Source organism: Trinickia symbiotica, assembly GCF_003028655.1.
In the GTDB taxonomy this organism is placed as follows: domain Bacteria; phylum Pseudomonadota; class Gammaproteobacteria; order Burkholderiales; family Burkholderiaceae; genus Trinickia; species Trinickia symbiotica_A.
This window is the reverse complement of sequence record NZ_PYUC01000005.1, coordinates 334,992-347,871: the sequence shown is the minus strand read 5'-3', so window position 1 is coordinate 347,871 and position 12,880 is coordinate 334,992. Positions and strand designations below refer to the sequence as shown.

Annotated in this window: 12 protein-coding genes; 6 read left to right on the top strand and 6 right to left on the bottom strand. The window is 62.7% G+C overall.

Annotation, left to right across the window (positions count from 1 at the left end; translation table 11 throughout):
* Window positions 1–8: 8 nt before the first annotated feature.
* Both C9I57_RS12395 and C9I57_RS12390 read right to left on the bottom strand, forming a co-directional pair.
* Window positions 9–422, bottom strand: a complete 414-nt coding sequence (locus C9I57_RS12395) for a (R)-mandelonitrile lyase (RefSeq protein ID WP_107150943.1) — start codon at window positions 420–422, stop codon at window positions 9–11.
* Between the two features lie 13 nt (window positions 423–435).
* Entirely contained in the window at window positions 436–762 is a 327-nt protein-coding gene (locus C9I57_RS12390; RefSeq protein ID WP_107150942.1) for a carboxymuconolactone decarboxylase family protein, read from the bottom strand.
* 471 nt (window positions 763–1,233) lie between these two features.
* Between C9I57_RS12390 and C9I57_RS32735 the strand changes: the two genes are divergently transcribed.
* The gene (locus C9I57_RS32735; RefSeq protein WP_181321813.1) at window positions 1,234–1,662 is read left to right on the top strand and encodes a hypothetical protein; all 429 of its coding nucleotides are present in this window, start codon (window positions 1,234–1,236) and stop codon (window positions 1,660–1,662) included.
* A gap of 235 nt (window positions 1,663–1,897) precedes the next feature.
* Here the strand turns inward: C9I57_RS32735 and C9I57_RS12380 are convergent, their stop codons facing one another.
* Window positions 1,898–2,206, bottom strand: coding sequence for a hypothetical protein (locus C9I57_RS12380; RefSeq protein ID WP_146166205.1), 309 nt, complete (start codon window positions 2,204–2,206; stop codon window positions 1,898–1,900).
* Window positions 2,207–2,302: 96 nt separating this feature from the next.
* Window positions 2,303–3,766, bottom strand: a complete 1,464-nt coding sequence (locus C9I57_RS12375) for an efflux transporter outer membrane subunit (RefSeq protein WP_107150939.1) — start codon at window positions 3,764–3,766, stop codon at window positions 2,303–2,305.
* 92 nt (window positions 3,767–3,858) lie between these two features.
* Here C9I57_RS12375 and C9I57_RS12370 point away from each other — a divergent pair, with 92 nt between their 5' ends.
* The 4 genes from C9I57_RS12370 to C9I57_RS12355 all read left to right on the top strand — a co-directional run bounded on the left by C9I57_RS12370 (window position 3,859) and on the right by C9I57_RS12355 (window position 9,651).
* Window positions 3,859–4,476, top strand: coding sequence for a TetR/AcrR family transcriptional regulator (locus C9I57_RS12370; RefSeq protein ID WP_107150938.1), 618 nt, complete (start codon window positions 3,859–3,861; stop codon window positions 4,474–4,476).
* 81 nt (window positions 4,477–4,557) lie between these two features.
* On the top strand, window positions 4,558–5,673 hold the full coding sequence (locus C9I57_RS12365) for an efflux RND transporter periplasmic adaptor subunit (RefSeq protein WP_107150937.1): 1,116 nt from the start codon (window positions 4,558–4,560) through the stop codon (window positions 5,671–5,673).
* A complete protein-coding gene (locus C9I57_RS12360; protein WP_107150936.1) occupies window positions 5,670–8,810 on the top strand; it encodes an efflux RND transporter permease subunit in 3,141 nt (1,046 codons plus the stop codon). The genes C9I57_RS12365 and C9I57_RS12360 overlap by 4 nt, the downstream gene beginning before the upstream one ends.
* A 34-nt stretch (window positions 8,811–8,844) precedes the next feature.
* A complete protein-coding gene (locus C9I57_RS12355) occupies window positions 8,845–9,651 on the top strand; it encodes an oxidoreductase (RefSeq protein WP_107150935.1) in 807 nt (268 codons plus the stop codon).
* A 69-nt stretch (window positions 9,652–9,720) separates the two neighbouring features.
* Here the strand turns inward: C9I57_RS12355 and C9I57_RS12350 are convergent, their stop codons facing one another.
* Complete coding sequence (locus C9I57_RS12350; protein WP_107150934.1) at window positions 9,721–10,710, bottom strand: zinc-dependent alcohol dehydrogenase family protein; 990 nt, start codon at window positions 10,708–10,710, stop codon at window positions 9,721–9,723.
* A gap of 111 nt (window positions 10,711–10,821) precedes the next feature.
* Between C9I57_RS12350 and C9I57_RS12345 the strand changes: the two genes are divergently transcribed.
* Window positions 10,822–11,736, top strand: a complete 915-nt coding sequence (locus C9I57_RS12345; RefSeq protein ID WP_107150933.1) for a LysR family transcriptional regulator — start codon at window positions 10,822–10,824, stop codon at window positions 11,734–11,736.
* Window positions 11,737–11,863: 127 nt separating this feature from the next.
* Here C9I57_RS12345 and C9I57_RS12340 read toward each other — a convergent pair whose 3' ends face one another.
* Window positions 11,864–12,808: a LysR family transcriptional regulator gene (locus tag C9I57_RS12340; RefSeq protein WP_107150932.1), complete on the bottom strand. Its 945-nt coding sequence runs from the start codon at window positions 12,806–12,808 to the stop codon at window positions 11,864–11,866.
* Window positions 12,809–12,880 lie beyond the last annotated feature (72 nt).

The following is a 12,880-nucleotide window of genomic DNA, read 5'->3' as shown; positions in this document are numbered from 1 at the left end:
CTTTGCTCTCAGGTGCTCAGCGATGGCCCGGCGGAGTATTGCTCGTCCGTCACCGGTTCCAGCCACTCGACGTTCTTGCCGTCGAGTGCCTCCTGGATGGCGATATGGGTCATCGACGTCGTCGGCGAAGCGCCATGCCAATGCTTATGGCCCGGCGGACACCAAATCACGTCCCCCGCACGAATTTCCGCGATGGGTTCGCCTTCGCACTGGGTCCAGCCGCAGCCGGCCGTCACGAGCAGCGTCTGGCCGAGCGGATGGGTGTGCCAGTTCGTGCGCGCACCCGGCTCGAAGGTCACGCTGGCGCACGACACCCGAGAGGGCGGTGGCGGCGCATTCAGAGGATCGATGCGTACCGTGCCGGTAAACCACTCGGCGGGGCCTTTGATCGACGGCTGTGAGCCTGGCCTCTTCAATTGCATCGTCTACTTCTTTTCAGTTGCTCGGGGACGGAAAGAGCTCTTTGAACTTCGCTACCGCGGACATGGCATTGGGCCAGCCTGTGTAGAACGCCAGATGGGTGACGAGTTCGATGAGTTCTTCTCGTGTGACCCCGTTCTCGACGGCGCGCGGAAAATGGAAGTTCATTTGCTCGGTCTTGCCGAGCACGATCAGCGCCGCGCACGTTGCGAGGCTGCGATCCCGCTTCGACAATTGCGGGCGCTCCCAGACATCGCCGAACAGCACGTCGTCGCTCAGTTCGGCCAGTTTGGGCGCCACGCTGCCGAACGACTGGCGCGCGGCGGTAGGTTTGGTGGACATGCAGGTCTCCCTTCTCCAAGCAGTGAATGACATGACCACATTGTCAGGACGATTCGGGCGTCCGACTAGACCGTAAAATGTACAAGCACTTATGAGCGGAGATCATCAATGCTGCGCGAGAACCAGAAGAACACGTCGTCAAAGGGGGTGCTTATCGTCACGGGGGGCGCAAGCTGGCCGGCGCGCCGAACTCGCGGATCAAGGGCCGCACGCATTGCGCATTACGCACGCGCGTTGCTTGCATTTATCGCTTTCGCCGGCTGCACGTATGCACATGCGACTGATACGGACTTGGCAAAAGGCCCTTGCGCAAAGGTCGACGCCGGATACGCATTCGACGACAGCGTGCGTGGCACGTTTGGGTCACCGAGCCCGGTGGAGGCATGCATCGACGTTTCGCACGCGCAAGATGACGGACCGCGCCGTCTACGTATCTTCGTGGGGGGCAAGCGAGTGGTTTCGGACGATGCCGTGGCAATGGGACCGGACGAAGGCGGCGTGAGGGGCGATCCATTTCAGCCGCTCCAAATTCGCGGCGGATCTGTGATCGTGCAAAACGCGGGCGGTGGCGGTACGGAGGGCTGGACCGAAACATGGCATTTGACGATGCGCAACGGCCAATGGATCGTCGCGGGATGGGACGAAGAGAGTTCGGATATGCATAGCGCTGCGGACGGAGGCGGCGAATCCCATACGAGCGTCAACGCGTTGACGGGGGACATACACGACAGCTACGATCCGCCCGGCGACGGCGATCATGCTGCGAAGCGCTCGTCGAGCCACATCTGCAAGTTGCCACCCGAATGGCACAGCCCGGCCATCACGCAAGTCGCGGCGATACGGGACAGGAGTTGGTATTGCGATGAGAAGCTTGCGAAGCCGCTGGACAGTGGAAGCTGACGCTGCATGCCGCTCAATTGACGATGGCCGGCAACTAAGTTGCCCGACGCAATAGGCCGCCGGTCAAGGACCACCCGAGGTTGACTCCGTGCGTGGCAAGCCTCGGCCTTCAGGCCGGGGAAGGATAGCGCGGACGCGGTAGGCGTCCTTTCGGCAGCGGGGTCACTGGGCGGCTTCCATGACGCACGGCTGAGGCGTTGCTTCGACTGCTCTTCCCGCGGTGCGGCAAGACCTCTTATAGGCCGAAGTACCACGCCGGGAACATTGCCAGCCCCAAGACGGCCCCCTGAATCGCCAAGACCGTCAGCGCCGCCCGCACATCCCTTCGGAGCCACTTGAGAATAAAAAAGCCCAGCACAGGTAGTTCGCCGACGACGAGCAACTGATAGATGTGTGCGATGGCGCCCTCGTCGGACTCGCGAACGGGGCCAGCAACGGCAATCGTTCCCATTGTGAGCGCGAAGGCCGCGAGAGACGTCAGGATCGGGATGAATGCACTAGGCCGTTTTGCCAGAGCAATGACGCTCGCACGATAAGCAGCCATGGTCGCTGTCTCCGATGAGAGGTCCAAGATGCGCGTCCGGTCAACCAGGCGAGCCTACACCTCGTAATAGCGAGCGTGACCGATCACCGGACCTTGCTACTTCACGGCCACTGCCTCGTATCCACGAGGTTGCCAACCCCCACCAAGTGCCTTGAAGGCGGCGACCGCCGCGCGTGCCGATTCCGTTTGAGCCTGCGCGCGCTCATCGGAGGCGCGCAGCACGTTGTCATCGGCCTGCAACACTTCGATGAGGCTGACGACACCTTTTTGGTATGCCGCGAACGAGGCTGATCGCGCGCGGCTGAGCGAGTCCACTCCCTGGGCGAGCACGGCGGCCTGTTCCTCACGCTTCACGAGCGCCGAAAAAGCGTTCTCCACATCTTCGGTCGCGTGCAGCGCGGCAAGCCGATAGGCGGCTAGCACTTCGGCCTGCTGGCCTTTAGCTTGCTGGATCTGCGCATTGATGCGGCCGAAGTCGAACAGACGCCAGCGCAGGCCCAGCACGCCAGCGGCCTGATTGGCGCCGCTAGTGAAGAGGTTGCCGCTGGCCACCGAGGTGGCGCTCCCGATCAGTCCGCTGAGCGACACCTTCGGGTAATACTCGGCAATGGCCACGCCGATGCGCGCGTTCGATGCGGCGAGGCGACGCTCGGCCACGATCAAGTCGGGCCGGCGCCTGAGCAGCTCGCCCGGCGATCCGGTGGCTTCGATCCGTGGGGCGGCTGGGATGTCTCCCCCTTCGGCCAACTCGGCCCGATGCGTGCCGGGCTGTGAGCCGAGCATGACGTCCAGTGCGTTCATCGCCGCATCCAGACCCGCCTCGAGGACGGGGACGGATGCCTGAACCTGAGCGAGGGCGCCTTCGGCCTGGCTCACTTGAAGATCGGCCGCCAACCCTTTGCTATACAGAAGCTTGATGGTCGAGAGCAGATCCTGCTGCGTGCGCACCTGATTTCGAGCAACCTGCAGACGCGCTTGCAAACCGCGAATGGTGATGTAGATATCGGCCGTTTGCGCGGCCACGGCCAATCGCGTCGCCGCGGCGCCCGCTTCGGACGCCTGATATTCGGCGAGCGCGGCTTGTCGTCCGCGACGCAGGCCCCCGAATAGGTCGAGCTCCCAGCTTGCGTTGAAATTGGCCTCGTAGTCGTTGCCGTAGCGATCGAAGCCGGGTGTCGAATTCAAGACGCGTCCCAAAGGCGTTTCGACGGACTGATAGACCCTGGCTGCCTGGCCGCTCACATTGCCGGACGGCAACAGCGCGGCGTTGGCGGCCCCCAGTCCCGCGCGCGCCTGAACGACGCGCGCGGCCGCCTGCGCAAGATCGAGGTTCTGTTCCAACGCAAGTGTCACGAACCGTGTCAGTTGCGGGTCGCCAAAGCCTGTCCACCATGTGGCGAGGTCCGCGGAGGCGCTCGCATGCCGTTGATCGACCGCGGCTTGGCCCTCGAACCGTTGCGGCATCGCGATATCGGGCCGGACGTAATCGGGGCCGACCGCGCAACCTGCCAATAGGCTTGCGGCGATCAGCGCTGAGAGAAGGCGTTTGGGCGGGGACATGGGTTCTTCCAACGATGGAGGCTGAGTTGGTGACTATAATACCAAATAGTCACTAGTTGTCCATAGGGGAGAGTGGCGGTAAGCTTGAGCCCATGAAAACAGCCGCTAGTTATCCGGTCTCGGGCCGCGGCCCGGCCGACCACGAGGTGCGCGATCAGATCGTTGCCGCCGCCACCGAGCATTTCAGCCGATACGGCTATGAGAAAACGACGGTCTCCGACCTCGCCAAGGCCATCGGTTTTTCCAAGGCCTACATCTATAAGTTCTTCGAGTCGAAGCAAGCCATCGGCGAGATGATCTGCGCGAACTGCCTGCACGAGATCGAAACCGACGTTCGTGCGGCCGTCGAGGAGGCCGGGCTGCCGCCGGAAAAGCTGCGGCGGATGTTCAAGGTCTCCACGGAGGCGAGCCTTCGGCTATTTTTCCGGGACCGCAAGCTTTACGACATCGCCGCATCGGCGGCCACGGAAAACTGGCAGGCCGTACAGGCGTACGAGGCACGCGTGCAGAAGCTTCTGCAGGAGGTGCTCCAGGAAGGTCGGCAAAGCGGAGACTTCGAGCGCAAGACGCCGCTGGACGAAACCGCGACGGCGATTTATCTGGTGATGCGGCCCTATCTCAATCCGCTCCTGCTGCAGTACAACCTCGATACCACCGACGTGGCACCGACGCAGTTGGCGAGTCTGGTGCTGCGCAGTCTGTCCCCCTGAGCAAATTTGTTTGTGACTGTTGACTATTTTGGTCACTAGACCGACAATGAAAGCCCCGATCACTTCGTCAATGGGTCTTTCATGCTCCGGCGTCGCCTCGCTACCTCCGCAGTCGTCACTGCGCTGCCCCTTGCGCTAGCCGCTTGCGGCGCAAAGGCACCGTCCGATCCGCGCACCGAGGCGCCGCTGGTGCGGACCGCCATCGTTCAGAGCGCGATTCCCGCATCCCGGTCCTTTACCGGAACGGTGGCTGCTCGAGTGCAGAGCGATTTGGGTTTTCGCGTCTCGGGCAAGGTGCTCGAGCGGCTCGTCGATGCCGGCCAAACCGTCAAACGCGGTCAGCCGCTGATGCGCCTCGATCCCATCGACCTGAAGCTTGCCGCGCAGGCGCGGCAGGACGCGGTCACCGCCGCTCGAGCGCGAGCGCAGCAGACCGCGCAGGATGAGGAGCGTTACCGCGATCTGCGCGGCACCGGCGCGATATCGGCTTCGGCGTATGACCAGGTCAAAGCGGCGGCCGATGCCGCCAAAGCACAGCTCAGTGCGGCCGAGGCCGATGCCGACGTTGCGCGCAATGCAACCCGCTATGCGGAACTCGTGGCGGACGGCGATGGCGTCGTGATGGAAACATTGGCCGAGCCGGGGCAAGTCGTCAGCGCGGGGCAGCCCGTCGTGCGCCTGGCTCACGCCGGGCGCCGCGAGGCCGTGATCCAGCTACCCGAAACGCTGCGCCCGGTCATCGGTTCCGTCGCGCAAGCCGCGCTGTTCGGCAACGGCGGCGCGAGCGAACCGGCCACGCTGCGCCAGCTTTCGGATGCGGCCGATCCGCGAACGCGCACCTTCGAAGCGCGGTATGTGCTGCAAGGCGCGTTGGCCAACGCTCCGTTGGGCGCAACCGTCACCATCCAGATTCCGGACGCGCGTTCGCCGGCCGAAGGTGGCTTGCAGGTGCCGATCGGCGCGCTGCTCGATGCGGGCAAAGGGCCCGGCGTGTGGGTCGTCAACGGCGAGCCGGCCAAGGTCGCATGGCGGCCGGTCACGGTCGAACATCTGGACGACGACAACGTGCGCCTGTCCGGCCAATTGAAGCAAGGCGAGCGCGTCGTCGCGCTGGGTGCGCAGTTGCTGCGCGAGGGCGAGCAGGTACGGGTGGCAAGTCAAGCCGTCGCAGTTGCTTCCGAGGGAGGCCGTCCGTGAGCGAAGGCCGCTTCAACCTGTCGGCGCTCGCAGTGCGCGAGCGCTCCATCACCTTGTTCTTGATCTGCCTGATCTCGCTGGCCGGGCTCCTTTCGTTCTTCAAGCTGGGCCGGGCGGAAGACCCCGCGTTCACTGTCAAGGTGATGACCATCATCACCGCATGGCCGGGCGCCACGGCGCAGGAAATGCACGATCAGGTCGCCGAGAAGATCGAAAAGCGCATGCAGGAGCTGCGTTGGTACGACCGAACCGAGACCTACACGCGCCCTGGCTTGGCCTTCACGACATTGACGCTGCTCGATAGCACCCCGCCATCGGAAGTGCAGGAAGAGTTTTATCAAGCTCGGAAAAAGATCGGCGACGAGGCTGCCAACCTTCCGGCCGGCGTGATTGGGCCGATGGTCAACGACGAATACGCGGATGTCACCTTTGCTCTATTTGCGCTCAAGGCCAAGGGTGAGCCGCAGCGCCTGCTCGTGCGCGATGCCGAGAGGCTGCGCCAACAGTTGCTGCACGTGCCGGGCGTGAAGAAGGTCAACATCATCGGGGAGCAGGCCGAACGCATCTACGTCCAGTTCTCCCACGACCGCCTCGCCACGCTGGGCGTAAGCCCACAAGATATATTCGCCGCGCTCAATGGCCAGAACGCGCTGACGCCGGCCGGCTCCGTCGAAACGAAGGGACCGGAAGTGTTCATTCGTCTGGACGGTGCGTTCGACAAGCTGCAGAAGATCCGCGACACGCCCATCGTGGCGCAAGGCCGCACGCTGAAGCTGTCGGATATCGCCACCGTTACGCGCGGATATGAAGATCCGGCGACTTTCATGATCCGCAACAACGGCGAGCCTGCGCTGCTGCTCGGCATCGTCATGCGCGAAGGTTGGAACGGGCTGGAGCTCGGCAAATCGTTGGACAGTGAAGTCCGCGCGGTCAACGCCGAACTGCCGCTCGGCATGAGCTTGACGAAGGTCACCGATCAAGCCGTCAACATTCACTCGGCCGTCGACGAGTTCATGCTCAAGTTCTTCGCCGCGTTGCTGGTGGTCATGCTCGTGAGTTTCGTGAGCATGGGCTGGCGCGCCGGCCTGGTGGTCGCGGCGGCCGTGCCGTTGACGTTGGCTGTCGTGTTCGTGGTGATGGCCGCGACGGGCAAAAACTTCGATCGCATCACACTCGGATCGCTGATCCTCGCGCTGGGCTTACTCGTGGACGACGCCATCATCGCCATCGAAATGATGGTGGTGAAAATGGAGGAAGGCTACAGCCGCGTCGCCGCCTCCGCCTATGCTTGGAGCCATACGGCCGCGCCGATGCTATCGGGCACGCTCGTGACGGCCGTCGGCTTCATGCCGAATGGCTTTGCCCGGTCCACCGCCGGCGAATACACGAGCAACATGTTCTGGATCGTCGGCATCGCGCTGATCGCATCGTGGCTCGTCGCGGTGATCTTCACGCCGTACCTGGGTGTGAAGATGCTGCCGGACTTCAAGAAGATCGAAGGCGGTCACGACGCGATCTACGACACGCCGCGCTACAACCGCTTCCGTCAACTGCTCACGCGTGTCATCGCGCGCAAATGGCTGGTCGCGGCTTCGGTCGTCGGCCTCTTCGTCTTGGCTATCCTCGGCATGGCCGTGGTCAAAAAGCAATTCTTCCCGATCTCCGACCGTCCCGAAGTGCTCGTCGAGGTGCAGATGCCCTATGGCACGTCTATTTCCCAAACGAGCGCCGCTACGAAGAAAGTGGAGGCGTGGCTGGCTAATCAGAAGGAAGCGAAGATCGTCACGGCTTACGTGGGTCAGGGCGCGCCACGCTTTTACTTGGCGATGGGACCGGAACTGCCCGATCCGTCGTTTGCCAAGATCGTAGTGCGCACGGATAGTCAGGATGAGCGCGACGCATTGAAACAGCGGCTGCGTCAGGCCATCGCCAATGGTCTCGCCTCCGAAGCGCGCGTGCGGGTCACGCAACTCGTATTTGGTCCGTATTCGCCGTTCCCGGTCGCCTACCGCATCACTGGCCCCGACCCGGACAAGCTGCGCGGCATTGCGGGCGAAGTGGAGCAGGTGATGCATGCCAGCCCGATGATGCGCACGGTCAATTCCGACTGGGGCACACGCGCGCCCACCCTGCATTTCACCTTGCAGCAGGATCGGTTGGAGGCGCTCGGGCTGACGTCCAGTGCCGTCGCCCAACAGTTGCAATTCTTCCTGACGGGCGTTCCCGTCACCGCCGTGCGTGAGGATATTCGAACCGTACAGGTTGTGGCGCGTTCGGCGGGCGACGTTCGGCTCGATCCGGCGAAGATCGGCGACTTCACGCTAGCTGGCGCGGGCGGACAACGCATCCCGCTCTCGCAGGTGGGCAAAGTCGAGGTGCGCATGGAGGAGCCGATCATGCGCTGGCGCGATCGCGTGCCGACGATCACGGTGCGCGGCGACATCGCCGACGACTTGCAGCCTCCTGACGTATCGACGGCAATCACCAAGCAGCTTCAGCCCATCATCGCGAAGCTGCCTGGCGGCTACCGCATCGAGCAGGCGGGCTCCATCGAGGAATCGGCCAAAGCGACGCAGGCCATGTTGCCGCTTTTCCCGATCATGCTGGCGGTGACGCTGATCATCATCATCTTCCAGGTGCGCTCGATCTCCGCGATGGTGATGGTGTTTCTGACGAGCCCGCTGGGCTTGATCGGCGTGGTGCCGACGCTGATCCTGTTCCGTCAGCCTTTCGGCATCAATGCGCTCGTCGGGCTCATTGCGCTGTCGGGCATCCTCATGCGCAACACGCTGATTCTGATCGGACAGATCCACCAGAACGAGCGGGCCGGATTGGATCCATTCCACGCGGTCGTCGAGGCCACGGTGCAGCGTGCCCGTCCCGTGGTCCTGACGGCCATGGCGGCGATCCTTGCCTTCATCCCGCTGACCCATTCGGTGTTCTGGGGAACGCTTGCTTACACGCTGATCGGCGGCACGCTTGCAGGAACGGTTTTGACGCTGATGTTCCTGCCGGCCATGTATTCGATCTGGTTCAAGATCCGGCCCGGCAGTACCGCTGGCTCGAGCGAACGCCGCGGCAAACAGTCAGCGTCTTCGGAACAGAGGCTGCAAGATGCGCTAGACGCCCCCAATTAAATATCTATCCACTGACTCGTATCGAGGGAACGCTATGTCGAATTCCACTGTTGTCGTTGTGACCGGTGTGTCATCGGGTATTGGACGCGCTGCCGCCGAGAAGTTTGCCAAGCGGGGATGCCGCGTATTTGGAACCGTGCGCAGCATCGCCAAGGCCGCTCCATTGCCTGGCGTCGAGCTCGTCGAGATGGACGTTCGCGACGACGCTTCCGTCAAGACCGGAATTCAATCCATCATCGATCGAGCCAAGCGAATCGACGTGCTTGTCAACAACGCGGGAATGAGCCTGATTGGCGCGGTGGAGGAAACGGCGACAGCCGAGGCCGCGTCGCTATTCGATACCAATGTCTTGAGCATCCTGCGCACGGCGCAGGCGGTACTGCCTCACATGCGAGCACAGCGTAGCGGAAGGATCGTCAATGTCAGTTCCGTGCTCGGTTTTCTGCCGGCACCGTACATGGGGCTCTATTCGGCATCCAAGCATGCTGTCGAGGGGCTGACCGAAAGCCTGGACCATGAGGTGCGTCAGTTCGGTATCCGCGCGACACTGGTCGAACCATCGTTTACCAGGACCAATCTGGACATCAACGCGCCTCAAGCAAGCTCAAAGATCGCCGACTATGATCGCGAGCGTGCGCTTGCTTCAAGCGCGGTCGTAGATAGTGTCAAAGGCGCACCCGAGCCCGACGGCGTGGCAAACGCGATTATCGAAGCGGCGCTCGGCACTTGGCGCATGCGTCGCACGCCGGCGGGGCAGGCATCGCTCTTGAGCAAATTGCGACGTTTCATGCCGGCCGGCCCCGTCGATGCAAGCTTGAGAAAATCGTTTGGACTGGGTTGAAACGCTCGCCTGTGCGGAACATGCTTACCCGGCAACTTGTGTTGCCGGGCCGACGCATCGCGCGCAGCGTCACACCGTCACGACGATCTTCCCGAACTGCTGATTGGACTCGAGGTAGCGGTGCGCGTCCACGATCTGATCGAGTGAGAAGACCCGATCGATCGTCGGCTTCAGCTTACCCGAAGTCAGCCCGTCGAGAATGAAGCGCTTCGCTTTTTCGAGTCGTTCGGCATCTCCGACGATTTCCTTGTACTGATAGCCGTGCACCGTCAGCATTTTCCCCAACACCGGGAAGAGCGGGAACGGCGTGGGCTCCGCACTGAGCGCCCCGTACTCGAAAATGATGCCTCCCACCGAAAGCGCCTCCGCGAGCCGTTCCAGCGCCGGGCCGCCGACTGGATCGAATGCCACGCGCGCACCGGCGCCGCCGGTAATCTGTGTGACGCGTGCGGCGAGGTCTTCCTCTTGCGTGACGATCACGTGATCGGCGCCGAATGCTAGCAGCGCGTCGCGCTTCGCGTGCGTTCGGGTAGTGGCGATGGCCGTCGCGCCTACGATCTTCGCGATCTGAATCGCGGCGAGCCCCACGCTGCTTGATGCCGCCGTGACGATGACGGCTTCTCCTTGCTTGAGACGAGCGATATCGATGAGTGCGCCGTACGCGGTCACGTATTGCATCCAGGTTGCCGCGGCCTCTTCCCAGCTAAGCGAGGCCGGGTGCTTGACCGCCAGTTCGGCCGGGAAGTTCGCTAGCTCGCCATAAGCACCCCAGCGTGTAATCGACAACGGCGGAATGATGCTGACCGCGTCGCCGACGGCGACATTCGTCACGTCGCGGCCGAGCGCCTTGACGATGCCCGCGGCTTCGTAGCCCAGCCGTGCGGGAAACTCCGGCTCTTCGACATACGGACCGGAGCGAAACATCGATTCGGCGCGATTCAGGCCGAGTGCCTTGATTTCTACCGCAATCTCGCCGGGGCCCGGCGGGGGCACCTCCACTTCCTCGATCTTCAGCACTTCGGGACCGCCCTTTTGATGGAAACGCACGATACGGGACATGATTCGACCTCCAGCGAGTGATGGGCAGCCTCAATATAATTAGAGCCGACTGCGCGATAAATGGCGTAATCGATCGATCTCTCGAAACGATTTGTTTCTAATACCCTGATCATGGATCGACTCACCAGCATGGCGATTTTCGTCAAGGCGGCCGAGACCGGGTCGTTCGCGGCGACCGGCGTGGCGCTCGGGCTATCGTCGCAATTGATCGGCAAGCACATCCGCTTTTTGGAAGCGAGCTTCGGCATGCAACTGATCAACCGGACGACGCGGCGCCAGAGCCTGACAGAAGCGGGGCGGGCGTTCTACGAGCGCAGCAAGGCCGTGCTCGCGGAAGTCGAAGCCGCCGAGGCGCTCGCCGACAGTCTGCGGGCGGTGCCGCGTGGCAAGCTGAAGGTGAATGCGCCGGTCAGCTTCGGCACGTACAGCCTGATACCGATGCTTGCGCTCTATCTGCGCGAGCATCCGGATGTGAGCGTCGACGTGACACTGACCGATCGCGTCGTCGACATGATCGACGAAGGCTACGAAGCGGTGATCCGCATCGCGCCGCTACCCGATTCGCGGTTGATCGCGCGGCCGCTGGCGCCTTACCGGCTGGTCGCGTGCGCGTCGCCGGCTTACCTGAGCGAGCGCGGCACCCCGCAACATCCCGCTGACCTGGCGGCGCACGAGTGTCTCGGCTTCGCGTACTGGACGCGGCCGGCCGATAGCGTATGGGAGTTTACGAGCGCGCACGGCACGCAAGCGGTGCGCGTGAAAAGCCGGATGTCGATCAACAATGGGCAGGCGTTGCGAGAAGCCGCGATCGAAGGGCTCGGCATCATCCTGCAGCCTTGCGACATGCTGCGAGGCGATCTGGCCTCAGGCCGCCTCTTGAGAGTGCTGCCGGACTACGAGCCGCCGTCCCGGCCGATGCATCTGCTGTTGGCGCCCGATCGCCGGCCGACCCCGAAGCTGCGCAGCTTCGTCGACTTCGTGGTCCGGACATTTGGAATGCCGCTCGATAGTCGGCAGCGAGCGTGAGTGAGCTCGATATGGATTATTTCTGCTACAAAACCGCCACGGCCTCGACCTTGAGGCTCGAATCGTGAGCGCCGCGGATTTTATCCCCGTAAGGCACTCCTTCCCCCTGTTTCGCCTCATCGCTCGACTAGCGCTTTCGGTTCGCTGGCTTCTCGCCCGCGAGCGGCGGCAGGGACTGCTGTTCCCGGATGATGTTGATCAACGTACGAAGGGCAGGGTGGTTGTAACGGCGGCTGCTGTAGTAGAAGTGAAACGGGTCCTCGGGGTAAGCATTCCTTTTCAACACGACCTGCAGTTCACCGCGCGCCAATTCGTCGGCGATGCGGGCCTCCAGTAGGTAAGCAATTCCCAACCCCGCCTTGCACGCACTGATGGTGGTCGACGTATCGTTGATCGTGAGCAAGCCGGGCACTCGCAGACGGCGCGCCGCTCCCCTCTCGTTCAATTCCCACCGGTAGCCCGAATTGTCGCCGAGCAGAAGTTGCAGGCACGTGTGGTTGGCCAGTTCATTGAGACGTCGAGGCACGCCGTGCCGTTCGATGTAGCCGGGCGAAGCGGCCATGACCCATCGCTGAGGTCCAGTGAGCGGTACGGCGACCATGTCTTCCGGGACATAGTGACCATATCGAATCCCTGCATCGTAGCCCTCGGCCACGATGTCGATAGGACGGTCCTCGACGACGACGGTCAGCCGCACGTCGGGACAGCGACGCACGAATTCCGGGAGCGCGGGAGCAATGAGCAAGTGCGCCGCATCGGCAAAGACGTTTAGCCGAACCTCTCCGAGTCGCGCGGCGCCAGGCGCTTCGAGCGTTTCGAGCGCAGCGCCGATCTGGTTGAAGCCATCTTCCAGCCGCGCTGCCAATTCACGACCGACGGCAGTGGCCGAAACGGCTCGGCTAGTCCTGTTCAAGAGTTTTGTACCGAGACGCTCTTCGAGTCGGCGCATCGCATGGCTCACAGCCGACGGTGTTTGTCCCAGTTCGATTGCAGCGAGCCGAAAGCTGCGGCACCTCACAATCGTCAGGAATGACTTCAGGTCCGCGAAGTCTACACGTTCCGTTTTTGCCAAGGTGAATCCGGTTCAGCAGGTCAGTGAATTCAATTCATTCTACTCCGTGCAATCATCCCTATCCAGCGGATG

Excerpts from the sequence above, each read along its gene's own strand:
- C9I57_RS12395 (WP_107150943.1), bottom strand. The coding sequence starts at position 422 with ATGCAATTGAAGAGGCCAGGCTCACAGCCGTCGATCAAAGGCCCCGCC.
- C9I57_RS12370 (WP_107150938.1), top strand. The coding sequence starts at position 3,859 with ATGAAAACAGCCGCTAGTTATCCGGTCTCGGGCCGCGGCCCGGCCGAC.
- C9I57_RS12375 (WP_107150939.1), bottom strand. The coding sequence starts at position 3,766 with ATGTCCCCGCCCAAACGCCTTCTCTCAGCGCTGATCGCCGCAAGCCTA.
- C9I57_RS12365 (WP_107150937.1), top strand. The coding sequence starts at position 4,558 with ATGCTCCGGCGTCGCCTCGCTACCTCCGCAGTCGTCACTGCGCTGCCC.
- C9I57_RS12355 (WP_107150935.1), top strand. The coding sequence starts at position 8,845 with ATGTCGAATTCCACTGTTGTCGTTGTGACCGGTGTGTCATCGGGTATT.
- C9I57_RS12350 (WP_107150934.1), bottom strand. The coding sequence starts at position 10,710 with ATGTCCCGTATCGTGCGTTTCCATCAAAAGGGCGGTCCCGAAGTGCTG.
- C9I57_RS12345 (WP_107150933.1), top strand. The coding sequence starts at position 10,822 with ATGGATCGACTCACCAGCATGGCGATTTTCGTCAAGGCGGCCGAGACC.
- C9I57_RS12380 (WP_146166205.1), bottom strand. The coding sequence starts at position 2,206 with ATGGCTGCTTATCGTGCGAGCGTCATTGCTCTGGCAAAACGGCCTAGT.
- C9I57_RS12390 (WP_107150942.1), bottom strand. The coding sequence starts at position 762 with ATGTCCACCAAACCTACCGCCGCGCGCCAGTCGTTCGGCAGCGTGGCG.